The organism is Actinobacillus succinogenes 130Z, assembly GCF_000017245.1.
Lineage (GTDB): Bacteria > Pseudomonadota > Gammaproteobacteria > Enterobacterales > Pasteurellaceae > Exercitatus > Exercitatus succinogenes.
This window is the reverse complement of sequence record NC_009655.1, coordinates 1,688,513-1,711,104: the sequence shown is the minus strand read 5'-3', so window position 1 is coordinate 1,711,104 and position 22,592 is coordinate 1,688,513. Positions and strand designations below refer to the sequence as shown.

24 protein-coding genes and 2 pseudogenes are annotated in these 22,592 nt (G+C 44.9%); 19 read left to right on the top strand and 7 right to left on the bottom strand.

All coding sequences use genetic code 11. The features are described 5' to 3' along the window. Positions 1–108: 108 nt before the first annotated feature. The 5 genes from ASUC_RS08050 (at position 109) to yciH (ending at position 3,036) form a co-directional block, all read left to right on the top strand. Positions 109–393: an integration host factor subunit beta gene (locus ASUC_RS08050; RefSeq protein ID WP_012073282.1), complete on the top strand. Its 285-nt coding sequence runs from the start codon at positions 109–111 to the stop codon at positions 391–393. Between the two features lie 108 nt (positions 394–501). Beyond that, complete coding sequence (locus tag ASUC_RS08045; RefSeq protein WP_012073281.1) at positions 502–801, top strand: LapA family protein; 300 nt, start codon at positions 502–504, stop codon at positions 799–801. Then, positions 798–1,976, top strand: a complete 1,179-nt coding sequence (gene lapB, locus ASUC_RS08040) for a lipopolysaccharide assembly protein LapB (RefSeq protein WP_012073280.1) — start codon at positions 798–800, stop codon at positions 1,974–1,976. The genes ASUC_RS08045 and lapB overlap by 4 nt, the downstream gene beginning before the upstream one ends. Positions 1,977–2,009: 33 nt before the next feature. Then, positions 2,010–2,708 (top strand): orotidine-5'-phosphate decarboxylase, encoded by a 699-nt coding sequence (pyrF, locus tag ASUC_RS08035; RefSeq protein ID WP_012073279.1) that lies wholly within the window; start codon positions 2,010–2,012, stop codon positions 2,706–2,708. Positions 2,709–2,721: 13 nt separating this feature from the next. Beyond that, entirely contained in the window at positions 2,722–3,036 is a 315-nt protein-coding gene (gene yciH, locus ASUC_RS08030; protein ID WP_012073278.1) for a stress response translation initiation inhibitor YciH, read from the top strand. Between the two features lie 110 nt (positions 3,037–3,146). On the opposite strand, the gene ASUC_RS08025 is transcribed toward yciH, so the two are convergent. Further along, a complete protein-coding gene (locus ASUC_RS08025; RefSeq protein WP_012073277.1) occupies positions 3,147–3,812 on the bottom strand; it encodes an NAD(P)H-dependent oxidoreductase in 666 nt (221 codons plus the stop codon). 206 nt (positions 3,813–4,018) lie between these two features. Further along, complete coding sequence (locus tag ASUC_RS08020) at positions 4,019–4,948, bottom strand: LysR family transcriptional regulator (RefSeq protein WP_012073276.1); 930 nt, start codon at positions 4,946–4,948, stop codon at positions 4,019–4,021. A gap of 224 nt (positions 4,949–5,172) precedes the next feature. Between ASUC_RS08020 and ASUC_RS08015 the strand changes: the two genes are divergently transcribed. Then, entirely contained in the window at positions 5,173–5,427 is a 255-nt protein-coding gene (locus ASUC_RS08015) for an ATP-binding protein (RefSeq protein WP_049752190.1), read from the top strand. Between the two features lie 104 nt (positions 5,428–5,531). Next, positions 5,532–5,681: pseudogene (locus tag ASUC_RS11165) on the top strand (S-(hydroxymethyl)glutathione dehydrogenase); the annotation flags it as partial. Positions 5,682–5,815: 134 nt separating this feature from the next. On the opposite strand, the gene ASUC_RS08010 reads toward ASUC_RS11165, so the two are convergent. Next, entirely contained in the window at positions 5,816–6,724 is a 909-nt protein-coding gene (locus ASUC_RS08010) for a LysR family transcriptional regulator (RefSeq protein ID WP_012073275.1), read from the bottom strand. A 125-nt stretch (positions 6,725–6,849) separates the two neighbouring features. Here ASUC_RS08010 and ASUC_RS08005 point away from each other — a divergent pair, with 125 nt between their 5' ends. Further along, positions 6,850–7,863, top strand: coding sequence for an MBL fold metallo-hydrolase (locus tag ASUC_RS08005; protein WP_012073274.1), 1,014 nt, complete (start codon positions 6,850–6,852; stop codon positions 7,861–7,863). Between the two features lie 221 nt (positions 7,864–8,084). Beyond that, on the top strand, positions 8,085–9,074 hold the full coding sequence (locus tag ASUC_RS08000; RefSeq protein WP_012073273.1) for a zinc-dependent alcohol dehydrogenase family protein: 990 nt from the start codon (positions 8,085–8,087) through the stop codon (positions 9,072–9,074). 459 nt (positions 9,075–9,533) lie between these two features. On the opposite strand, the gene ASUC_RS07995 is transcribed toward ASUC_RS08000, so the two are convergent. The 3 genes from ASUC_RS07995 to ASUC_RS07985 form a co-directional block, all read right to left on the bottom strand. Continuing rightward, entirely contained in the window at positions 9,534–10,409 is an 876-nt protein-coding gene (locus ASUC_RS07995) for a hypothetical protein (protein WP_049752188.1), read from the bottom strand. Positions 10,410–10,420: 11 nt separating this feature from the next. After that, positions 10,421–11,707, bottom strand: coding sequence for an ATP-binding protein (locus ASUC_RS07990; RefSeq protein WP_012073271.1), 1,287 nt, complete (start codon positions 11,705–11,707; stop codon positions 10,421–10,423). Positions 11,708–12,045: 338 nt separating this feature from the next. After that, positions 12,046–12,945, bottom strand: coding sequence for a LysR family transcriptional regulator (locus ASUC_RS07985; RefSeq protein ID WP_012073270.1), 900 nt, complete (start codon positions 12,943–12,945; stop codon positions 12,046–12,048). A 346-nt stretch (positions 12,946–13,291) separates the two neighbouring features. Between ASUC_RS07985 and ASUC_RS07975 the strand changes: the two genes are divergently transcribed. From ASUC_RS07975 to ASUC_RS07955, 5 genes are read left to right on the top strand one after another with little or no spacing between them, the layout of a single operon-like run. Then, positions 13,292–14,311 (top strand): aldo/keto reductase, encoded by a 1,020-nt coding sequence (locus ASUC_RS07975; protein WP_012073269.1) that lies wholly within the window; start codon positions 13,292–13,294, stop codon positions 14,309–14,311. A gap of 27 nt (positions 14,312–14,338) precedes the next feature. Continuing rightward, positions 14,339–15,088 carry an SDR family oxidoreductase gene (locus ASUC_RS07970; RefSeq protein ID WP_012073268.1) on the top strand — a complete coding sequence of 250 codons (750 nt, stop codon included), beginning with the start codon at positions 14,339–14,341 and terminating at the stop codon, positions 15,086–15,088. Between the two features lie 43 nt (positions 15,089–15,131). Further along, on the top strand, positions 15,132–15,848 hold the full coding sequence (locus ASUC_RS07965) for a putative quinol monooxygenase (RefSeq protein WP_012073267.1): 717 nt from the start codon (positions 15,132–15,134) through the stop codon (positions 15,846–15,848). Between the two features lie 11 nt (positions 15,849–15,859). Further along, a complete protein-coding gene (locus tag ASUC_RS07960) occupies positions 15,860–16,411 on the top strand; it encodes an NAD(P)H-dependent oxidoreductase (RefSeq protein WP_012073266.1) in 552 nt (183 codons plus the stop codon). Between the two features lie 12 nt (positions 16,412–16,423). Continuing rightward, positions 16,424–16,720: a YciI family protein gene (locus tag ASUC_RS07955; protein WP_012073265.1), complete on the top strand. Its 297-nt coding sequence runs from the start codon at positions 16,424–16,426 to the stop codon at positions 16,718–16,720. Positions 16,721–16,800: 80 nt separating this feature from the next. Here the strand turns inward: ASUC_RS07955 and ASUC_RS07950 are convergent. Continuing rightward, positions 16,801–17,151: pseudogene (locus tag ASUC_RS07950) on the bottom strand (helix-turn-helix domain-containing protein); the annotation flags it as partial. A 133-nt stretch (positions 17,152–17,284) separates the two neighbouring features. Between ASUC_RS07950 and ASUC_RS07945 the strand changes: the two are divergent. From ASUC_RS07945 to ASUC_RS07925, 5 genes are all read left to right on the top strand, one after another. Continuing rightward, positions 17,285–18,259, top strand: coding sequence for an NAD(P)H-dependent flavin oxidoreductase (locus ASUC_RS07945; protein ID WP_012073264.1), 975 nt, complete (start codon positions 17,285–17,287; stop codon positions 18,257–18,259). A gap of 248 nt (positions 18,260–18,507) precedes the next feature. Then, on the top strand, positions 18,508–19,581 hold the full coding sequence (locus ASUC_RS07940) for an ABC transporter ATP-binding protein (RefSeq protein ID WP_012073263.1): 1,074 nt from the start codon (positions 18,508–18,510) through the stop codon (positions 19,579–19,581). After that, the gene (locus ASUC_RS07935; RefSeq protein WP_012073262.1) at positions 19,578–20,447 is read left to right on the top strand and encodes an ABC transporter permease; all 870 of its coding nucleotides are present in this window, start codon (positions 19,578–19,580) and stop codon (positions 20,445–20,447) included. Before ASUC_RS07940 ends, ASUC_RS07935 begins: the two co-directional genes overlap by 4 nt. Continuing rightward, positions 20,444–21,292 (top strand): ABC transporter permease, encoded by an 849-nt coding sequence (locus ASUC_RS07930; protein ID WP_012073261.1) that lies wholly within the window; start codon positions 20,444–20,446, stop codon positions 21,290–21,292. The genes ASUC_RS07935 and ASUC_RS07930 overlap by 4 nt, the downstream gene beginning before the upstream one ends. A 27-nt stretch (positions 21,293–21,319) precedes the next feature. Then, entirely contained in the window at positions 21,320–22,402 is a 1,083-nt protein-coding gene (locus ASUC_RS07925) for an extracellular solute-binding protein (protein WP_012073260.1), read from the top strand. Positions 22,403–22,592: the final 190 nt, after the last annotated feature.

The window sequence follows — 22,592 nt, the reverse complement described above, 5'->3', positions numbered from 1 at the left end:
CAACCCACCGGTCGTTTCATTTAAAGAGTGAAACAACGTGATTTTTAATTCCGAGTTTAAAAAGTGCGGTTAAAAATGACGTTGTTTTATTAGACAAAGGATAAAGCAATGACTAAGTCTGAATTAATTGAACTGTTAGCGAAAAAGAATCCTTCAATTTCGACAAAAATTGTCGAAAACTCAGTAAAAGAGATTCTGGAACAAATGTCAGGTTCTTTAGAGAATAGTGATCGTATTGAAATACGCGGATTCGGGAGTTTTTCATTACATTACCGCCAGCCGCGGTTGGGCCGTAATCCTAAAACCGGCGAAAGCGTAAAATTAGACGCAAAATGCGTTCCTCATTTTAAAGCCGGTAAAGAATTGAAAGAACGAGTTGATTTCAAAGCTTAACAATGGTCATTCGATTTTTGTAAATTCATCGCAAACGACACCTTAGGTGTCGTTTTTTGTATTTATTTTTGGCATAATGTAATCGTTTTATCTGTAGGAGACAGCGGTATGATTAAATATATTTTGGGTTTTATTATTGTATTGGCCATTGTACTGGTAGCTATTACGGTTGGGGCGAATAACGATCAGATCATTACATTCAATTATGTTTTTGCGCAAAGCGACTTCAAGCTCTCAACTCTGGTCGCGATTCTTTTCGGTATAGGGCTGATTCTGGGCTGGCTTATCACCGGTATCTTCTATTTACGGCTAAAATTTAAAAATATGGCTTTAACCCGTCAAACTAAACGTTTAACACAGCAAATTAATGAATTAACTACCAGTCTCAATAAGGCTGTCGAAGAATGATTGAACTACTCTTCCTGTTATTACCTATTGCCGCCGCTTATGGCTGGTATATGGGACATCGCAGTGCGAAAAAGGATCAGGAAGATATCAGTAACAAACTCTCGCGCGACTACGTAACGGGGGTAAATTTTCTTTTATCCAATCAAACGGAAAAGGCTGTGGATTTGTTTTTGGACATGTTGCAAAAACAAGAAGCGGAAAATGAAATTGAGCAAAGTTCGCAATTCGAAGCGGAACTAACCTTGGGCAATCTATTTCGCTCCCGGGGAGAAGTGGATCGCGCTTTACGGATTCACCAGGCACTTGATCGTAGTCCCGATTATTCATTTGAACAAAAATTATTGGCAAAACAGCAGCTGATTCGGGATTTTATGTCTGTCGGTTTTTTTGATCGTGCGGAAGCACTTTGCATTGTGCTGATTGATGAACCGGATTTTGCCGAAGGCGCATTGCAACAACTGTCCGTTATTTATCAAAAAACCAAAGAATGGAAAAAAGCCGTTAATGTCGCGGAAAAGCTGGCTAAAATTTCGCCTAAAGAAGATAATATCGAATTAGCGCAATTCTATTGCGAATATGTCCGTACTTTACCTGCGGATAGTAAAGAAGATAAGCAAACCTTATTACAACAGGCTTTGCAGGTTTCGCCAAGTTGCGTACGCGCTTCGATTTTACTGGGTAAAGAATTGATAGCGAATGAAAATTACCAAAGTGCGGTGAGAATTTTTGAAAATGTTTTGGAGCAGAACGCGGATTTGGTCGGTGAGATTTTACCGCTCTTGAAAGAATGTTATACCCGTTTGGAGCAACTGGATAATTTTGAACTGTTTCTCATTCGAGCAAGTCAGACGGGAAATGTGGAAGTGGACTTGGCGCTGGCGGATTTAATAGAGAAAAAAGACAGTCGAACTGCGGCACAAAACAAAGTTTATAATCAGCTCAAGCAACATCCCGGTATGGTGTTGTATCATCGTTTTATTCAGTATCAAATTGACGAAGCGGAAGCCGGACGGGCAAAAGACAGCTTGGTATTATTGCATAAAATGGTAGGGGAGCGAATCAGACAAGGCTTCAGTTACCGTTGTAGTAATTGCGGATATCAAAGCCATAAACTGATGTGGTGTTGTCCATCCTGCCGTCAGTGGGAAAAAATCAAACCGAACAAGGGTATTTAAATTTAACGAATTTTTATTACAAGGAAACCAAAAATGGATAGCAAAATTATTGTTGCATTAGATTACGAAACAGAAGCGGAAGCATTGAGTTTGGTCGATCAAATAGATCCGAGCCTTTGCCGGTTAAAAGTGGGCAAAGAAATGTTTACTACCTTGGGGACAAACTTTGTTAAACAATTACAGGAAAGAAAATTTGACGTATTTTTGGATTTAAAATTCCATGATATTCCGAATACGGTTGCACGTGCCGTGCGTTCGGCGGCGGATTTGGGCGTATGGATGGTGGATTTACACGCCAGCGGCGGTTTGCGCATGATGGAAGAAGCTAAAAATATTCTTGAACCTTACGGTAAAGACGCTCCGATTCTGATCGGCGTGACCGTGTTAACCAGTATGGAAGATTTGGATTTATTACAAATCGGCATTAATGCATCGCCGATGGAACAGGTGATCCGTTTAGCCCATTTAACTCAGCGTGCGGGATTGGACGGCGTGGTTTGTTCACCGCAGGAAGTGGAAATTTTACGTAAAAATCTTGGTTCGGATTTTAAACTGGTAACACCGGGAATTCGTCCTGTAGGTTCCGAATTCGGTGATCAACGCCGTGTTATGACACCGTCGGCCGCCGTACGTTCAGGAGCCGATTATTTAGTGATTGGTCGCCCGATCACACAGGCGGAAAATCCGGCTGAAGTGTTGCGTTCCATTAACGCTTCTTTAGCGAATATCTGATTTCAGCATTTATATGAGTACATTGGTGTATTCTACGGAAACCGGTCGCATTAAGCAGGAAAAACCGCAAACCGTGCGCCCGAAAGGAGACGGCATTATTCGTATTTATCGCCAAACCAGCGGTCGAAAAGGTGCGGGAGTAAGTTTAATTACCGGCTTAGATCTGTCCGTCGATGAATTAAAAAAACTGGCTGCCGAACTGAAAAAACGTTGCGGATGTGGCGGCGCCGTTAAGAACGGTGATATAGAAATTCAAGGTGAAAAACGAGATTTACTGAAACAGTTGCTGGAACAAAAAGGATTTACGGTAAAATTGGCGGGCGGTTAGAAAAGTGCGGTCAATTTTCCCTTAATTTTTTACAATAAGCCGTATTTAAAACACCAGAAGACTGTTTGAATGAATATTCGGACAGTCTTCTGTTTTTAAAGCGGTAATGATTATTTCGCCCAAATTACTACTTCGTCTTGCGGTTTGCGGGCTTTTTGTGCAATTTCTTGGGTTCGGTAACCAAAAGTAACGGCAACGGAGACGCCCCATTCTTTTGGATCGAACAACCCGGCTTCGGATAATGCACGGTTCATTTCCACATAGTTAAAACCTTCGATAGGGCAGGAATCAATGCCGACCATTGCCGCGCCGGTCATCATATTGCCCAATGCAATATAAGTTTGTTTGCAGCACCAGTCGAATAAAGCGCGTTCGTCGTTCAGCGTTTGCATGTCGTTGGTTTGGAAGTCTTTGTATTTTTCCAATGTGGCTTTGATTGCATCCGGCTCGGTGACGCCGCGGCGTTTGATGCCTTCCAGCATAAATTCGGTGTCGTAACGGGCATTTTTCTTCGCGAGAATTACGACAATGTGGCTAGCCGTGTCTAAGGCTGTTGCCATACCCCAAGAGAACGGTTTGATCGCTTCACGTAATTTCGGATCTTGCAGCACAATAAATTTCCACGGTTCGCTGCCTACGGAACTTGGCGATAAACGTCCAAGTTCTAAGATAAAGTCGAAATCCTGATCGCTGATTTTGCGGTTTGCGTCATAATAACGACAGGATTTGCGGTTTTTAAATGCGGATAATACTTGTTCTGTAGTTAAAATAGTCATAAAAATCCTTACTGTTCCGGTTGACTCGTTTGATTATTATAAAGGGTTTATTCCATTAATTATAGTTAATGATCAGCAAAATACTGTTGCGAAAACTTGTTAAATGAATTTTTTGAGTTTTTAAATTTCGGTTTAGTTCGTATTGTCCGTATCATTAACCGTTAAAAAATATCAGTTTTTAACCGCACTTTCATACGTTTTAGCGATTAGCATGCCCAATAACCGTTTTCGCCGAAAAGTTCGCTGAAGAAATCCAGCACGGCCCGCACGTTCAGAGAATTGTGGCGCATATCGGGGTAGAGCATGGCAATAGTACGTTGTTCCGTATGAATTGCCGTTTGGTAATGCTCCAATACTTTCACCAGCTCGCCGGAACGTAGACCTTCATACACAGACCAGTCCGGTAGCATCGCCAGTCCTAATCCTTGCTTACAAGCGGTATAGATTGTTTCACCGTTGTTAGTAGTTAATACGGCGGGTACGTTTTGTTGCACCCATTGCCCGTTTTCTTTAATGAGCCAGCGATTAATACCGAGATTGTTGCGATAAATAATACAGCGGTGCTGTTCCAGACATACCGGTTTTTTAGGTATGCCGTATTTGGCTAAATAAGCAGGGGACGCCACAATGTAATGCCGTTGTTTGGCAATAATTTTGGCGTGCATGGAACTGTTTGTCAGCGAACTGATGCGGAAAATGATATCCGTAGGTTCGATATGCGGTTCGATATAATCATCGGTGAGCATTAAATTGACATCCAACTGCGGATATTTCTCCGCTAACGCGGGTAAATGCGGCGCAATATGGCGGCGACCGAACACGACCGGCGCATTTAACCGCACAATACCGGAAGGCTCTTGTTTACGTTCGTGCAGTTTTCGTTGCGCCTGATTAAATTGTTCCATCATTACACGAACGTCTTCAGCAAATAATAATCCGGCTTCAGTCGGTGTTACGGCACGGGTATTACGATAGAAAAATTGTTGTTGAAGCTGGTCTTCAAGTTGTCGAATTGCGCGGGAAACCACTGAAGTCGCTACATTTTCCTGTCGAGCCACTTCGGAAAAACTTTGCGTATCCAATACGCGTAAAAAGAAATAAAGCGTACGAAAATCGGTTGAAGGCGGTGTAATCATTTGCTCTTTTAACAATACAGGTTAATGGATTTTTTCGTATTTGGGAATTATAGGTAGGTGAACGATAATTGGCAATTCTTAATCGAAAGTTGTTTGGTAAACAGCCAGTAGATTGAGAAGATTATGGTTATACCCTGAATAATATTCCAGTTTAAAAAGTTTTTATGGTTATAACCATAAAAAAGTGATGACAAGCATCCGCCGTTCGGGTAAATCATACGGTAATGAAACTGTTAGGAGTGGAGCTGAACACACAAGAAATTGATTTCATCGCCCAAAAACAGAATGAAAAAATCTATATCCAAGTCGCCTATAAATTAGAAAGCGAACAAACCGTCCAGCGAGAATTTTCCCCCTTGCAAGCCATTGCCGACAACCACCCGAAATATGTGATTACGATGGATGATTTCTGGCAGGACAATATCGATGGCATTGTACATCAGCATATCGGAGCGTTTTTGTTGGGGGTAAGCGGTTAATTTCGTTTGGAAATTGGCCGGATTTTTGACAGCCTGTTGCCCGTTTAATACCAATATCGTCAGTGTACGCTACAAACCACCCCTGTTTATGCAAAGCTGCCTGCAGCCAACTGCCGGGCATGGTAGAAGACGCAATGAAAGGCATCATCTGCCTGCGCCCGTTCGTTACCCACACCATGGGCTTGGACAAAATCAACGAAGCCTTTGATTTAATGCACGAAGGCAAATCGATCCGCTCGGTGATCCATTATTGATTAGTTGTCGGGCTTAAATAAAAACGCCGTCTGAAAAACAAACTTTCAGACGGCGTTTTTATTTCCATAGGCTTGCAAGCGGTTATTTTTTATGAACGTTTTGCAAAATTTGCCGAAAAAACGACCGCTCTTTTTTATCCGAGATAGCCCAGTTTTTCCGCCCAAAAATCCATCACTGCCTGCACGTTAGCGGGGCGGTAGCTGCTCTGCGGGGTGAGTAGGGCGATGTAGATTTCCTGTAAATCGCTGGAAATGGGCGTGTCCGTCAAAAGCGGCACCAGCTCGCCCGAGCGGATTTCGTCCGCTACCGCCCAATCGGGCATCATCACAATCCCTAATCCTTTCACCGCCATTTCTATCAGGCTGGCCGCATTGTTGCTGACAAAATAAGGCTGTCCGTCCATAATCCGCCCCGATTGGCCGAACCGCCAATGCAGAATACCGAGCTGTCCTCGATAGAACAGGCCTTGGTAGCGCGGCAAGTCATCCGTGCTTCGGGGTGTGCCGAATTGTGCCAGAAATGCGGGGGAAGCCAGCAGAAAATGCCGCTGGCGGGCGATGATTTTCATTTTCAGATTGCTGTCGGCGAGGCCGGCGATACGGATAATCAGATCCGCCGTTTGGCTGTAAGGATCGACGAAATCATCGGTCTGGGTCAGATGAATTTGGAGCTTGGGATAGCGTTTCTGTAATTCGGGCAAATGGGGCGTGATGTGCTTTTGTCCGAAAAACACCGGGGCGTTGATCCGGACAGTTCCCGTCGGCTCGCTGTCGGTTTGGCGCAATTCGTTACACAGGCCGTCAAACTGCCCCAGCAGATTTTGCACATAGTCGGCAAAGCGTTCGCCGGCTTGGGTGAGCGTCATCGAACGGGTGCTGCGATAAAACAGCGTTTGCCCGAAATCGTCCTCCAATTGTTTGATTTGGCGGGAAATCACCGAACTTGCCACGTCATAACGGCGGGCGACTTCGGAAAAGTTTTTTTCTTTGGCAACGGCCAAAAAGATTTCTAGGGCGTGAAAGCTGGTGTTTTTAGGGTTCATTTGTGCGATTTATGTATAAGTATTTTGCAATTGGTGTGATTTTAACAAATATAAAAGCCGTTTAAAATAGCCGGCCTCAGCGGTGCTCTCGAGTACCATTTATATTCACCTTAAGAGATTACTTTATGAAAAAACTATCAAAAATCAGTACGGCGTTGTTGTTATCTGTTGCGTTTAGCGGTTCGGCAACGGCACAGGGTTCACACTCACATGCAGTTTATCAGCCGCAGGAAAACGTCGTGAAGCAGCAACGCACCCAAGTGGACGGCTATTACCGCATGATGCTTGGCGATTATGAAGTTACCGCGTTATATGACGGTTATTTGTCTATCGGTGCCCCTGTTTATCAAGAATTCACCAAATTATCCAAACAAGAATTGGACGATCTCATTTCAGGTCAATTCCGCCCGATGTTGTCTGACGGCGGTGTGCAAACAGCGGTTACCGGCTATCTGATTAATACCGGTAAAAATTTAGTGCTTTTGGACGCCGGTTCCGGCGACGTATTTGATGACAAAGTGGGCAAACTGACTCAAAGTTTGATGAAATCAGGCTATCGCCCGGAACAGGTGGATATTATCATTCCGACGCATTTGCACTTTGACCATTTCAGTGGCGTAACCCGCAACGGCAAAATGGAATTCCCGAATGCGACGGTGTATATCGCTAATCAAGAAAAAGCTTTTTGGTTAGATACGCCAATCGATAAAATGCCCGAGCATACGCAAAAATACGCGCAATGGACTCGAGATGCCGTTGCGCCCTATGCCCGAGCAGGACGTGTAAAATACTACGATTTGGGCGATGAAATTATCCCGAATTTCAAATCCGTGGCAACTACCGGACATACTCCCGGACACAGCAGCGTGGAAGTATCATCAAGAGGCGAAACATTGTTTGTATGGGGCGATTTGTTGCATAACCACGCCCTGCAATTACCGGAGCCTGACGTGGCGGCGGAATTCGATGTGGACGCACAGGGCGCAAGAAAAGCTCGTTTGGCGATGTTGCCTGAATTAGCGAAACGCAAGGTTTGGATAGCCGGTGCCCATTTGCCGTTTCCAGGTCTGGGGCATTTGCGTCAGGAGAAAAAAGGCTTTTCTTGGATTCCGGTTGAGTATACACCGCTTGAGTACTGATTACGCTTAACGACCAACACCGCTTTCAAATGAAAGCGGTGTTGGTGTTTATGGGTGTGCAATCGGTGTTTTTTTGCCTGTTTTGCAAAATGGTTTTCAGGCCGTCTGAAAGATTAATTCGTGCAATTTAAGCAAAAGAGCTTTGTTATTGATGTTGTTTTTACGGAGAAAAGATTGCTTTAAGATGCGCGCATTGTTTTTAATTAAAGAGAGCGTTTCAAATGAGCAAACAAATCCAATTTACAAAAACAGGTTCGCCTGATGTTTTACAAATCGTTGATGTACAAATCCCTGCCCCCAAAGCGGACGAAGTACAAATCCAAATACAGGCCATCGGCTTAAACCGTGCTGAGATGATGTACCGTGAAGGGGCGTATGTGATTGACCCTGTGTTCCCTGCCACAATGGGCTATGAAGGGGCGGGCGTGGTAACAGCGATTGGCGATGGCGTGAGCGAATTTGCCATTGGCGACAAAGTGAGCATTGTGCCATCCTTTATGTTCACCGAATACGGCACTTATGGCGAAATCGTCAATATGCCTGTGCACGCCGTCGTCAAGCACCCTGACAATCTGACTATGGAGCAAGCAGCAGCAAGCTGGATGCAATTTGTTACCGCTTATGGCGGATTGATTGAGTTTGGCAAGGTGCAAAAAGGCGATGTTGTTGTACTTGGGGCAGCAACCAGTTCGGTCGGCTTGGCAAGTATTCAAATCGCCAAAATGCAAGGGGCAACCGTTATTGCACTTTCACGCAGCCACGCCAAAGGCGATGTGCTTTTGGAAAAAGGGGCGGATTTTGTGGTTGCCACAAGCGAAGACGATGTAACCGCCAAACTGTTGGAAATCACGGGCGGCAAAGGCGTGAATGTGGTATTTGACCCTGTGGGCGGACAAGGTGCGTCCCAAATCTTTCACGCTATGGCACAAGACGGCCGCTACATCATTTACGGTGCATTGAGCCACGATGACATCGCCGTACCGGTGTTCCCGATTTTAGGCAAACATTTGACCGTACGGGGCTATGAACTGTTTGAAATCACTACCGTGCCGGAAAAACTGGCCCAAGCGAAACAGTTTGTTTATCAAGGCTTGGCAAGCGGTCAATTACGCCCCGAAATCGACAAAATCTTTGCCTTTGACGAGATGGTTAAAGCTCACGAATATATGGCAAGTAATCAGCAGATTGGCAAGATTGTGGTGAAGGTTTAAGAAAGTATGCCGTCTGAAAATGGGTTTCAGACGGCGTTTTTTCATTTAAAGAGCGGTGATTGCTTGCAAGTTTTTATGGTTATATCCCGAATAATATTGCAGATTAAAAAGTTTTTATGGTTATAACCATAAAAAGTGATTACAGGCATCCGCCGTTCGGGTAAATCGACGGTAATGAAACTGTTACGGGAGGAGACGAACACACAAGAAATTGATTTCATCGCCCCAAAACAGAATGAAAAACTCTATATCCAAGTCGCCTATCAATTAGAAAGCAAACCGTCCAGCGAGAATTTTCGCCCCTGCAAGCCATTGCCGACAACCACCCGAAATATGTGATTACCATGGACGATTTCTGGCAGGAAACTATTGATGGGATTGTGCATCGACATATCGGGGAATTTTTGTTGGGGGAATGATTGGACAGCCGTCTGAAAGGTGGGTTCAGACGGCATTGATTTAAACAGGGATTAATAAACCAGCATCATTATATTTATATCCTACAATTTCTTTATTAACGGCACTAGTTGTATTTATATCCCCACTAGCTTGTCCTTTATACCAATAATCTATATATTCAGAGTAATTATCTATATCATACTGATAAATACCTAAATGTTCAGGTGCATAAATTCGTTTTTCTAGATAATTTCTGTTATCTATACTTATTTCATTATTTATATGCATATCACGTATAATATCCATGCAAATATCATAGGAATGAATTTGAGATAAATGCTTTAAACAAGTCAATACATGAGTATATTTACCGCTTAATAATGGTTCAATAATTTCTAGTCTTTCATTACCTGTAATTGCTTTTATTTGAATTCCAGCAGAATTTGTTGTTTCTAATTCTGTTGCAGGTTCCCATTCATTGTTGTCATTTTTACGAATAAATTTTATATCTGCATTACTTTGTGGCTCATAAAATCTAGAATATATATTTTTTGTTGATATAAATCCTGTTCCTATAGCTTTATATTGTTCAAAATAATCTAAATTGCTTTTTCTCTTCCTATTTGTACACCAATCAAAAGCGTTCTTTCTAATTTGACTATTTTCATTAAATAAATTAGTTAGATAAGATTCAAAAATAAGTCCTTTTATTGATGGTAAACTTTGTTTTGACTTAACATAACAGCTCCCATTAGGAAATAATGTTAATATTCCAGTTTCTAATCCATCTGATATTAATGAATTTTTATACCTAGCTTCAAGTATTTGATTTCTTAATTCTATTGATATAACCTTATGCTTAGGATCTAAGAATTCAATTAATTGCGAAAATGGTATTGTTTCAATATTTCCTCTTACAAGAATAATATCACTCATATATTTTTTCCTTAAAAATAATCCCCATACAACGGCACATTCACCAGCCAATCCTGCTCCCTAAAATCCGCCATTGAAAAGCGTATCGCCTGTTCGGGCCGGAACTGTTCCACATACACTTTCAAACTTTTGGCTTTGAGATTTTCTTCCGCTTTGACTTCAATCGGAATGACGGCTTGTTTGCGTTGCAGCACAAAATCCACTTCCGCCGTACCTTTTTCGGCTGCCCAGTAGAATACGGGGTTTTCCTGGGTGGCGATAAGCTGTTGCAGGACATACTGTTCGGTTAAAGCCCCTTTAAATTCGGTAAAAATACGGCTGCCTTCTAACAGCACGCTCGCATCTAAATGACTTTGCGCTGCCAGCAAGCCTACGTCCAAACCGTACAATTTAAAGGCGTTATCTTGATAGGCAGAAAGTGGCAAGTGAGGCTTTTTAATTCGTGGCACGCTATGTACCAAACCGCTGTCTTTCAGCCATTGCAGGGCGGTTTCATAATCTTTGCTTCTCGCCCCTTTTTGCAGTTGCGAATAAACGAATTTTTTATTTTCTTTGGCAAGCTGTTCGGGAATGGAAGCCCAAATCGACCGCACTTTTTGTACCGTCTGCCCGTCATGAATGTGTTTGGAAAAATCCTGTTCATACGCCGTCAATAAGTTGCGCTGCACTTGGCGGACTTCATCAACATTTTGCGTGTCGACGAACGTTTTTACCGCTTCGGGCATGCCGCCGACAAAATAATATTGACGGAGCAAATCAATATAAGCCGTTTTCATCGCCGAAATCAGCGGCCAGTCTTGCAATTCCAATAGCTGCACCAAATCCTGCTTGCCCAGTGCGGTTAAAAATTCGTGAAAATCCATCGGGTAAAGCGGCAGAAAATCGACTTTACCCACCGGAAAGGAAACCTGATGATGCAAGGACACGCCTAGCAGCGAACCTGCGGCGACAATATAAAATTCTGGGGCGTTTTCATAAAAATATTTGAGCGATGACAACGCCTGCGGCACTTCTTGCACTTCATCAAAAATAATCAGCGTGTTTTCCGCCCGAATATCGACCCCGCTTTCGATTTTTAAGCCCAAAATCAAACGGTTGATGTCGTAATCGCCGGAAAACAGCGTCCGCATTCTCGGGTTGTTGTCAAAATTGATATACGCCACTTGTTCAAAGGATTGCCCGCCGAAATGCTTCATCGCCCAAGTTTTTCCAACCTGCCTTGCCCCTTGAATAATCAAAGGCTTACGGTTGGGTTTCTGCTTCCATTTTGCTAAGGATTGAATGATTTTTCGCTGCATAATTCGCCCTTTTTCTGTGCTTTACCGGCTATTTTAAGCACATTAACACACTTTTTAAAAGGAAAATTAGAGCTACTCTTACATTTTTTCAAAGGAAAAAATGTAAAACTCCACACTTTTCCAAAGGAATATCGAATGTTTGCTCCCGTGGGCGGGAAGGTGCGGCGGAAAATCTGTCTGCAACGGTTTGGCAGGGAAATGTTGAAGCGGGAAAAGTTTTGCGGAAATTTTAATTGACTATGCCGTCTGAAAAACAAAGTTTCAAACGGCGTTTTGTTTTGCAAGCGGTTGAATTTGCAAAAAGTTTTGCAAATCCGACCGCTCTTTTATCCGCTCTTTTACACCTTGAATTTTTCGCTCAGAAATTCGATTAAAACCTGAATCCGTTTGGCTTTTTGGCTGTGTTGCGGGTAGTAGAGGTAAACGGGCGGGTAGGTTTTCCAGTAATCCTTTAACACCGGAAGCAGTTCGTCCGCATCCGGTTGCAGGCGGCGGATCGGGCTGAAAATTCTGCCGATACCGAGCCCGGCTCTTACGGCGTCGGCCATCATGTCGATGTCGTTGGAGATCAGCCGGCTTTCCATTTCCACGATCAAATCCTGCCCGTTTCGGCTCAGCGTCAGCGGGTAAATGCGGTTGGAGGTGATGAAGCGGTAGCCGATGAGAAAGTGGCGGTGCAAATCCTGCGGCGTGAGCGGAATACCGTATTGTTCGGCATAGCTTCGGGAAACATACAGCCCTTCGTGAAAGGGCTCCAGCAGTTTGCGCGCCACCATATTCTGTTCAATTTTATCGCCGAAGCGGATGCCCAAATCGAAGCCCTGCTGCAGAATGTCCACCGTGCCGTCATGAACGGAGATTTCCAGCCGAATGTGGGGATAAAGGCGGCAGAATTCGGCAAAATGGGGTTTTAAAATCAATTGATAAGCAAAGCGGGGCACGGTAATCCGTACTGTGCCGGTGGGAATTTCGCCCAAATCCTGCACGCTTTCTACGGCGTATTCCAGCGAGCGCATCAGTTGTTCGGTATTTTCCAGCAGGCGGAGACCGGCTTCGGTCAGCTCCATTTTGCGGGTGGTACGGTTAAACAGCGGCAGCCCGATATGCTTTTCCAACAATTTTAACGATTGGCTGACCGACGGCGGCGCGATTTCCAGCTTACGGCTTGCCGCCGCAATCCCGCCCTGCTCGGCGATAGCGTGGAAAACAGTTAAGTAACCGTAAATCGAGCTGTTCATAAAGCCTCCATTATTCGTTTTTTCCGAATAATAAATTATAAATTACCCTGCTTATTTTTTCAAATACAGCTGTTTACAATAGTCGCCGGTTCATAATGAGGAGAACAAATTTATGTTTTCACGCCGCCAGTTTATTTTAAGCACTGCGGCCGTCGGTTCGGGTTATTTATTGGGTGCCCGTCCGTCGGCATCCGCTTACGTTACCGGCGAAACATTGGTTAGGGCGGCCGCAAAACGGGTGATTATAAGGTTAAGCCTAATAATAAATTCACTTTTATCCTGTTTTTTACGGGGTAAATTCTGTATACACTATTTCTAAACAATAACCACTGGTAAGGAGAAAAAAATGCAATACACCCGACTTGGCAACAGTGACTTGCAGATTTCCCGTATCTGTTTGGGCTGTATGGGCTTCGGTGACGCTCAAAGCGGACAGCATAACTGGACGCTCGGAGAAGAAGAGAGCCGCAAAATCATCCGTTATGCCTTGGAAAACGGCATCAACTTTTTTGATACCGCCATCGCCTACCAAAACGGTTCGAGCGAACGCTATGTAGGCAAGGCACTTCGCGATATGGCAAGCCGCGAAGAGGTGGTGATCGCCACTAAATTTCTGCCGCGCACACAGGCACAGATTCAGGCGGGTATCGACGGCGCGCAGCATATCCGGCAATCATTGGAACAAAGCCTGAAAAATCTCGGTACGGATTATGTTGATCTCTACATCTATCACATCTGGGATTACAACACGCCGATTTTGGGCGTGCTGCAAGGTTTGGATCATGCTGTGAAATCTGGCAAAGTCCGCGCGCTGGGGATTTCCAACTGTTATGCGTGGCAGCTGGCGAAAGCCAATGCGCTTGCCGAACGAGAGGGGCTGACCCGATTCGTTTCGCTACAGAGCCACTATAACCTGATTATGCGGGAAGACGAACGCGAACTGTTCGGGCTGTGCCGCGAAGACAATATCGCGATGACTCCGTACAGCGCACTGGCAAGCGGCAGGCTTTCCCGTTTACGCAACGACAGCAAGTGCGCCTTGCAGGACAGCTATGCCAAAGGCAAATACGATGCGACCGCCGCGCAGGATCGCGTCATTATCGAGCGGGTGGCCGAGCTTGCGGAAAAACATGCGGTTTCAATGACGGAAATTTCACTGGCCTGGCTGCTGACCAAGGTGACTTCGCCGGTAGTCGGCGCAACCAAACCCTCCCATATCGACGGGGCGGTGAAAGCCGTGGATTTAACCTTGAGCGATGAAGAAATCCGTTATTTGGAAGCAGGCTACCGGCCGCACAATCTGGTCGGGATAATGGCGCAAAACACCCCGGCCACCAAAGATGACCGGCAGGTCTGGACAAAATAATTTTAACCGAATCAACAGGAGCTAATTATGCAAAACCTTAAAAACAAAGTCGTCATCATTACCGGTGCCTCTTCCGGTATCGGCGAAGCGACCGCTTACAAATTGGCGGAAAACGGGGCGAAAGTTGTGCTTGCCGCCCGTCGCGAAGCGAAATTGCAGGCGATTGCGGAAAACATTCAAGCCAAAGGCGGTGAAGCGGTTTATGCCGTGACTGATGTCACCGCTGCCACCGACAACGCCGCTCTGGTGGAACTGGCCAAATCCGCGTTCGGTCGGCTCGATGCTATTTTCTTAAACGCGGGGCTAATGCCGAGTTCGCCGTTATCCGCCTTGGAAACCGAAAACTGGAACAAAATGGTGGATGTCAACATCAAAGGCGTGCTGAACGGCATTGCGGCGGTGTTGCCGACCTTTGAAGCGCAAAAATCGGGACATATTTTAACGGTATCCAGCGTGGCCGGTCTGAAAGTGTATCCGGGCGCGGCGGTTTATTGCGGCACCAAATGGGCGGTTAAAGCCATTATGGAAGCCTTACGGATGGAATCGGCGCAGGCCGGCACCCACATCCGCACCGCCACCATTTACCCGGCGGCGGTGCAGTCCGAGCTGGTCGCCGGCATTACCGACAGCGACACCTCGCAAGGCTACCGTCAACTGTACGACACTTATGAAATTCCGGCTGAACGGGTCGCAAATGTGGTGGCTTTTGCGTTGAGCCAGCCCGACGATACCAATATCAGCGAATTTACCATTGGGCCGACCACACAGCCTTGGTAGGTATATTTTCGGGCGGATTTGACATCCGCCTTATGGAGATTTTATGAAGCCGAACAGATTGTTAACGGGCGCCGTCCTTTTCGGCATGGCACTTTCCGCCTATGCTGCCCCGCTAGTGCGTTATTTCGAATTGACGACCGAACCGGAACGGCAGGCGGCATTTGATGCGGTGGGGGTGGAAAATCTTTCGACCTCCGTCGAAAAAGAGCCCGGCACGCTGGCGATGTATGCGTTACATCAAACCGATGCGCCGAATGTAAACTATGTGTTTGAAATCTATCAGGACGACGACGCCTACCGAATCCACAGCCGTTCACCGCAGTTCGAAAAGTTTGTGGAAACGGCGAAAACCGCCGTCGTCGGGCGGAAAGTGTTCGAAACCGAACCGCACTTTCTGTACGAAAAAAGCGAACCGCTGCGGATAACCGACAACCGGCCGAAAGTGAATTTTGCCGAAGTGCGCGTCAAGCCCGAATTTAACGCTCAATTCAAGGCGGTGGTGCTGGATGAAATGCAGCAGTCGATGGCAAAAGAAGCGGGCGTGCTGGCGATGTATGCGGTTACGCTGAAAGAACGCCCGAACGAATGGCGTTTTTTCGAAATCTATGCCGACGAGCAAGCCTACCGAATCCACCGCGAAACGCCCCATTTCCGCCACTATCTGCGCCGGACGGCGGAGATGACGCTGGATAAAAAAGTGATTTCCCTGCAAGGCGGCACGCTGATGAACAAAGGCGGCCTGCGCTTTATCCGTCATTAAAGGAACAGACAATGCAAAATATACTGATAATTTCCGGTCATCCGGATTTAAAAAATTCGGTGGCGACCGCCGCCATTCTGGACGAACTGGCCGAATCGCTGCCGCAGGCGGAAATCCGCAAACTGGACGCACTGCATCAAAACTATGAATTTGATATTCAAGCGGAACAGGCGGCGGTGCTTCGCGCCGATGTGATTGTATGGCAGGTGCCGTTTTACTGGTATGCGATGCCGGCGTTAATGAAAAAATGGCTGGACGATGTATTCCATCACGGTTTCGCCCATGGTTCCGAGGCTCGAATCGGCGGCAAAAAACTGCTGGTTTCCGTCACCACCGGTGCCCCTGCCGAGCTTTATCGGAAAGACGGTTTTTTCCGCCACGAAATGGAGGAATATATGATCGGGTTTGAAACTGCCGCCGCGCTGTGCGGTTTAGACTATCGGGGGGCGATGTGGCTCAACGGCGTAAGCTATGTCGGCCGTGACCAGGCCAAAACTCAGGAACAACAGGCAATGGCGCGTGATTACGCCCGCCGCCTTGCCGAAAAAATCAAATCCCTTTAAGGAGCAGCCGAAATGTATCTCGTTAATATCATACTGAAACCGCAGGCGGCACAAGCGGAGAATGCCGCAGAAATGTTTGACCGCCATCGCGCATGGTTTGCCGACTATTTCCAAAAAGACCGTTTTTTAATGCTCGCCCCCTATCTCGACCAGGAACACGCCGGCGTGATTATCGCCCGGGCGAAAAACCGCGCCGAACTGGATAACATCTTAGCCGAAGACGTTTATTATCCCGATCTTGCCGATTACGAAGTCCGGGAATTTAAAGCGGCGATGGCGGCGGATGCCCGTCCTTTTCAGGGGCAATAAGCCTAAACCTACGTTTGTAAAACCGGCCGCCGCGTTGATTTAATAATGCCGTCTGAAAAACAAAGTTTCAGACGGCATGGTTACATTTGTCTGCCGCTCGGGGCGGTGCCGAAATAGCGTTTAAATTCGCGGCTGAACTGGCTGGGGCTTTCGTAGCCGACTTGGTAGGCGGCGGTGGAAACGGGCAGGTTTTCTTCCGCAATCAGGCGTTTGGCTTCCATCAGGCGCAAGGATTTCTGGTATTGCAGCGGCGAGAGCGTGGTGTGTTTTTTGAAGTGGCTGTGAAAGCCGGAAAGCGACATGCCGCACAGTTCCGCCAAGCTGTCCACCGTGATGTTTTCGGCGTAATGGGCTTGCAGGTATTCGGTGGCTTTGGCGATTTTCTGGGTGTTGGAGCCGAAGCTGACCATCTGTTTGAGCTTGCCGCCTTGAAAAGGTATTTCGCTTGATATCTAAATACGCTTCATCTTCTCATTTTTGAAAATCAGGTTCTCGATTTAATGTCTTTTCAGCTAATTTTAAGAAGTTATAATAGCCTCAACCAATTTGTAAAAAGGACAAAAAATGACCGCTTTTAACCGTATTACTGATATCTTAGGCATTAAATTTCCCCTCGTGCAAGGGCCGATGAGCTGGATGACCGACGCAAAATTTGTCGCTGCCGTTTCTAACGCCGGCGGTTTGGGAATTTTGGGACCGAACGCAGGTTTGCAAAAAGCCCCGAAAACTACTGAATCCTTGCTGGATACTTTCCGTACAGAAATTCGTAAAACCAAAGCCTTAACCGACAAGCCGTTCGGTGCGCCTGTAATTTTGTCTTATGATTTCAGCACTATTGATTTGCTGGTGGATTTATTGATTGAAGAGCGGGTTCCAGTCGCCCTAATCAACGGAATTGACGGCTACGATTATGTTCCGATGATGGCGAAATTCAAAGCCGCCGGTATAAAAACTATCTTCCGGGCCCATACGCCGACAGTAGAAAACGCTCGTTATGCGGAGCAAATCGGGGCAGATATTTTAGTGGCGACAGGTTTTGATGAAGGCGGCACCGTACCCGGTCAAGTTATCGGCACATTCTCTATCGTACCGCAAATGGCGGATGCAGTTAGCATTCCCGTGATGGCGGCAGGCGGTATCGCTGATGTGCGTGGCGTGCGTGCCAGTTTTGCACTGGGAGCCGAAGGCGTGTTCGTCGGCTCGGTATTGTTACCAACCCTAGAAAACCGCATGCATGAAAACGTAAAACAGATGATTGTGGACAGCACGGCTCAAGACTTACTTCTATTTCGTACTCAGCCTGCTTACTATCGCTCCTTGCCGACTAAACTGGCGCACAAACTAGTGGAAATGGATGAACACGGAGCCAGCCGTGATGAACTCGCCCAAGCCCAAACCGGCGGTTACGGAATGCGTCAGGGTATGCTGCTCGGCGACCTGGAAAACGGCTACATCTCGGTGGGTAATGGTATTACTTATATCCATGAAATCCGCAGTGTGAAAGAGGTGGTGGGAGAGTTGATGCAGGATTTTATTTGATCATATTTTAGGATCTGTTTATGAAAAATAAACAGACCCTAATTGTTTATTACTCAATGCTGTTTATTCCCTGTTGGAGTCCGTAACCGGTACGGAATTAAGCTGTTTTCAGGGCTGTAGCGAAGGGGCGTTCCGATAGATTGTGATACAGCTCACAAAATCGAATTTCTGTTTTTCATTTATATTGACAGCCATTTCATTCCGAGAGTAATTTTAGTTCGACTTGTTGTACTTTAAGGAAAAGAAATATGGCAAAACTAGAAATTAAAAATATAACGAAAAAATTTGGGAATTTTTATGCGGCAAATAATATTACTTTTACCGCAGAAGAAGGCGAGTTCGTTACATTGCTCGGTCCCAGTGGTTGCGGTAAAACGTCATTATTAAAATTGATTGCCGGGTTTCATATTGCCGACGAAGGTGAAATTTTAATTGGTGGCGAAAATGTCAATGAGGTTCCTCCGGAAAAACGTAATACCGCTATGTGTTTCCAATCTTATGCATTATTCCCTCATCTTAATGTTTCCCACAATATTTGTTACGGTCTAAAACAACGTAATATTGCTATCGAAGAGCAAAAACAACGGTTAGACGTGGTAATCAAGCAGATGGATTTGGAAATTCATCGTTTGAAGTTACCGAGTGAATTATCCGGCGGTCAGCAACAACGTGTCGCATTGGCGCGGGCGATGGTGACGCGACCTGATGTTATTTTGTTTGACGAACCGTTATCCAATTTGGATGCAAAATTGCGGGAAAGCGTGAGATTTGAGATTAAGCAGCTTTCTAAACAATATAAATTAACCAGTATTTATGTCACACATGATCAGGCCGAAGCCTTGACTATGTCGGATAAAATTATTGTGTTAAATAAAGGCGGTATTGAGCAGATAGGAACACCGCAGGAAATTTATCATCAACCGATTAACCGCTTTGTGGCGGATTTTATCGGCGTTGCCAATATTGCAGAAGCTAACGTGAAGAATATCGGTGATAATCTCTATTCGGTTCAATCCGTATTCGGCGATTTAACCGTTTATTCGGAAAAACGACCGGCGTCGGATCACATTTATATTTGTTTCCGTCCGGAAGATATAGAACCGGTAAAAGCAGATTCCCGACAGGAAAATATATTGACCGTGGATGTAATTCAAACGGCATTTATGGGTAATATTACGGAAGTGCAAGCCAAAATTACCCGAGGCGGCATATCTCAAAAACTCCGCTTACAGTTAACTAAGGCACCGAATCTGACTACCGATAATACTTTTTCGTTTTCTATTCCGCGCACTGCCGTTAAGTTTTTGGAGTCTGTCAAATGAAAAGCATAAAACAAGACGCAAAAGCCTGGTTGTTGCTTTGCACGGGACTGGGCACTATTTTGTTTTTAATGGGGTCAACATTTTTTATTGTGGTAACGCAAAGCCTGGGTTTATACAGCATGGGAGGCGAAGAAAGCCGCTTCACTTTAGAGTATTGGCGGGATGTATTGTCGGATTCGGTTTTCCAGAGTTCTTACATTTATTCCGTTAAAGTGTCGTTATTAGGCGCATTATTCTCTATTATTGTTTCATATCCCATTGCATTGTGGTTACGCAATGAATTACCCGCTAAAGTAACGATCGTCACTATTTTACGCGCACCGATGTTAGTACCGGGATTAGTGGCCGCTTTCTTGTTCGTTAATATGATTTCTTATCACGGTATTCTGAATGAATCCTTGGTGTTTTTGGGTATTTGGGACGAACCTAAAACCTTGCAAAACGATGAATTCGGTTGGGGCGTGGTGATTCTGCAAATGTGGAAAAATATTCCCTTTGCCCTGATTCTGATAGGTGGAGCGGTAAATTCCTTAAAAACGGATTTATTGGATGCCGCAGCGAACTTGGGGTCCGATGCCTGGCAAAGGTTCCGTTATGTGATCTTCCCGCTTACACTAAGTGCGGTGCAAGTTTCTTTTATTTTGATTTTTATCGGCGCATTAGGAGACTTTGCATTTTACAGTATTGCCGGTCCGAGAAGTACCTATTCTTTGGCTCGTCTTATGCAAATGTCCGCCTATGAATTTGAAGAGTGGAACCAAAGTGCCGTGATGGCAATGATGATTATGCTGACATCCGCATTTTTCACCGTATTGGTTTCAATGATTATCAAACCGTTAGCGGTAAAACGGGGAGACATCAAATGAGTTCAACTAAAATTGCTACTAAAAACGGCAAACTGATTGCCCGAATTTCCTTAATATTCTTTATCCTTGTTAATTTTGTCTGGTTATTCTTACCATTTTTGATGGCGGGATTATGGTCGTTGGTGGATCCGGAGAAACCCTGGAGTTATCCGGATATTCTACCGCAATCGCTTTCTTTGGAGCGTTGGAAAATCGTATGGCAAAGTACTTCTTTACCGGAAGCGATGTTTAACAGTTACACCATTGCTCCGACTGTTGCATTGGTTGCGATTTTGCTGGCTTTACCGACATCTTATGCTTTCGGACGAATGGAATTTCGCGGTAAAAAAATCGCAGAATTACTGACGCTGATTCCGTTAGTCATTCCCGGTATGATTATAGCGTTGTTTTTCAGCCGTATGTTGCTGGATTTGAACATCAGCAACCCGTTTATCGGTATCGTTATCGGACATGTGGTTTTGACATTACCTTATGCTATCCGTATTTTATCGGCCGGCTTTTCATCTGTGCCGCAAGATTTAATTGATGCCAGTCGGGATTTGGGCGCTTCCAAAATGACGGTATTCAAGGATGTGTATATGCCGATGTTAAAACCGAGTTTCTTGGCTTCAATTATTTTCTGTCTGGTAAAAAGTATTGAGGAATTCGCCATTTCCTTTGTTGTGGGGTCTCCTGACTTTATTACCGTTCCGACCATATTGTATTCATTTCTCGGTTATTCGTTTATTCGACCGAATGCCGCTGTGGTTTCGATTATTCTTTTAGTGCCGAATATCATTCTTATGATGATTATAGAGCGTTTACTGAAAGGAAATTATCTCTCACAATCAACAGGAAAAGCATAGTTTTCATCGTGAAATAAGGAGTTGTTTATGCGCAAATTTTTTACAAAAGTGCTTTCTGCAAGCGTTGTTGCCCTCGCTTTTTCGGCTACCGTACAAGCGGAGGATTTAAGCGGAAAATCCTGGGCTGATATTGAAGCTCAGGCTAAGCAGGAAGGAAAAGTGACGGTCAGTGTGTGGTATTTACAGCCGCAATTCCGCGGATTCGTTAAAGAGTTTGAAGATAAATACGGTATTAGAGTTAAAGTACCGGAAGGTACTTTGGACGGTAATATTAACAAACTGATTGCGGAAAAAAATCTGAAAAAAGGTAAAATGGATGTGGTGGTTCTTAATGCGGATCGGGTTGGAAATGTGGCGAACAGCGGTATTCTGGCAAATTTAAAACAGTTACCGAATTTTGAAAAATTAAACCATTTTTTACAAGGTGTAGAATTAGGTGAAACCTCCGTCGGGTATTGGGGTAATCAAACCGGTTTTGCTTATGATCCGTTGCGCATCAAAGAAAATGAATTGCCGCAAAGTTGGCAGGATGTAGAAAAATACATTCAGGAAAATCCGAAAAAATTTGGTTATTCGGATCCTAACGGCGGTAGTTCCGGTAATGCCTTTATTCAACGTGCTTTATTTTATGTGAACGGTGATTACAATTACCGTACGGAGAAAATTGACGAAGGGCAAATTGCGGAATGGAAGAAAACATGGGCTTGGTTTAATGAGCGTAAAAATTCGATGATTCGTACGGCTTCCAATGCCGATAGTTTGACCCGTTTAAACGACGGTGAGTTGATCATCGTTTCGGCATGGCAGGATCATTTATTCAGCCTGCAAAAACAAGGGGCGATTACCAACCGGTTGAAATTTTATGTCCCTGAATTCGGAATGCCGGGCGGCGGTAATGTAATGACAATTGCAAAAAATGCACCTAATCCGGCCGCCGCTATGCTTTTTGTCCATTGGGTTACTTCACCGGAAATTCAACAAAAATTAAGCCAGGAATTTGGAGTGAGACCTTTGGATAGCGAATCCGGTAAAAAAGATACGTTATTTTTCTCAACGCCATGGCGAAAAGCGGAAATGGAATATTTCACTAAAGAAGTCATTTCCAGATAATGGTTATTTACAGGATGTAACAGAAATCTCCACATTGCGTGGAGATTTTTTTGTTTAAAGGTTTTTATATTGCTTTTTTAACTCTTAATATTATAGATAATCATTCTCATTTCTAATAAGCTATTGATTTTATTATATTTCTACTGAGCTTGATTTATGTCAAGTCCCATATTACTCACTAAGGGTAGAC

Bases quoted from the DNA above. Each gene is read 5' to 3' on its own strand.
- pyrF (WP_012073279.1), top strand. From the start codon at position 2,010: ATGGATAGCAAAATTATTGTTGCATTAGATTACGAAACAGAAGCGGAA.
- ASUC_RS07995 (WP_049752188.1), bottom strand. From the start codon at position 10,409: ATGAGTGATATTATTCTTGTAAGAGGAAATATTGAAACAATACCATTT.
- yciH (WP_012073278.1), top strand. From the start codon at position 2,722: ATGAGTACATTGGTGTATTCTACGGAAACCGGTCGCATTAAGCAGGAA.
- ASUC_RS08020 (WP_012073276.1), bottom strand. From the start codon at position 4,948: ATGATTACACCGCCTTCAACCGATTTTCGTACGCTTTATTTCTTTTTA.
- ASUC_RS07990 (WP_012073271.1), bottom strand. From the start codon at position 11,707: ATGCAGCGAAAAATCATTCAATCCTTAGCAAAATGGAAGCAGAAACCC.
- ASUC_RS07925 (WP_012073260.1), top strand. From the start codon at position 21,320: ATGCGCAAATTTTTTACAAAAGTGCTTTCTGCAAGCGTTGTTGCCCTC.
- ASUC_RS08025 (WP_012073277.1), bottom strand. From the start codon at position 3,812: ATGACTATTTTAACTACAGAACAAGTATTATCCGCATTTAAAAACCGC.
- ASUC_RS08015 (WP_049752190.1), top strand. From the start codon at position 5,173: ATGAAACTGTTAGGAGTGGAGCTGAACACACAAGAAATTGATTTCATC.
- ASUC_RS08000 (WP_012073273.1), top strand. From the start codon at position 8,085: ATGAGCAAACAAATCCAATTTACAAAAACAGGTTCGCCTGATGTTTTA.
- ASUC_RS08005 (WP_012073274.1), top strand. From the start codon at position 6,850: ATGAAAAAACTATCAAAAATCAGTACGGCGTTGTTGTTATCTGTTGCG.
- ASUC_RS07940 (WP_012073263.1), top strand. From the start codon at position 18,508: ATGGCAAAACTAGAAATTAAAAATATAACGAAAAAATTTGGGAATTTT.
- ASUC_RS08050 (WP_012073282.1), top strand. From the start codon at position 109: ATGACTAAGTCTGAATTAATTGAACTGTTAGCGAAAAAGAATCCTTCA.
- ASUC_RS08045 (WP_012073281.1), top strand. From the start codon at position 502: ATGATTAAATATATTTTGGGTTTTATTATTGTATTGGCCATTGTACTG.
- ASUC_RS07960 (WP_012073266.1), top strand. From the start codon at position 15,860: ATGCAAAATATACTGATAATTTCCGGTCATCCGGATTTAAAAAATTCG.
- ASUC_RS07975 (WP_012073269.1), top strand. From the start codon at position 13,292: ATGCAATACACCCGACTTGGCAACAGTGACTTGCAGATTTCCCGTATC.
- ASUC_RS08010 (WP_012073275.1), bottom strand. From the start codon at position 6,724: ATGAACCCTAAAAACACCAGCTTTCACGCCCTAGAAATCTTTTTGGCC.
- lapB (WP_012073280.1), top strand. From the start codon at position 798: ATGATTGAACTACTCTTCCTGTTATTACCTATTGCCGCCGCTTATGGC.
- ASUC_RS07970 (WP_012073268.1), top strand. From the start codon at position 14,339: ATGCAAAACCTTAAAAACAAAGTCGTCATCATTACCGGTGCCTCTTCC.
- ASUC_RS07965 (WP_012073267.1), top strand. From the start codon at position 15,132: ATGAAGCCGAACAGATTGTTAACGGGCGCCGTCCTTTTCGGCATGGCA.
- ASUC_RS07985 (WP_012073270.1), bottom strand. From the start codon at position 12,945: ATGAACAGCTCGATTTACGGTTACTTAACTGTTTTCCACGCTATCGCC.
- ASUC_RS07930 (WP_012073261.1), top strand. From the start codon at position 20,444: ATGAGTTCAACTAAAATTGCTACTAAAAACGGCAAACTGATTGCCCGA.
- ASUC_RS07935 (WP_012073262.1), top strand. From the start codon at position 19,578: ATGAAAAGCATAAAACAAGACGCAAAAGCCTGGTTGTTGCTTTGCACG.
- ASUC_RS07955 (WP_012073265.1), top strand. From the start codon at position 16,424: ATGTATCTCGTTAATATCATACTGAAACCGCAGGCGGCACAAGCGGAG.
- ASUC_RS07945 (WP_012073264.1), top strand. From the start codon at position 17,285: ATGACCGCTTTTAACCGTATTACTGATATCTTAGGCATTAAATTTCCC.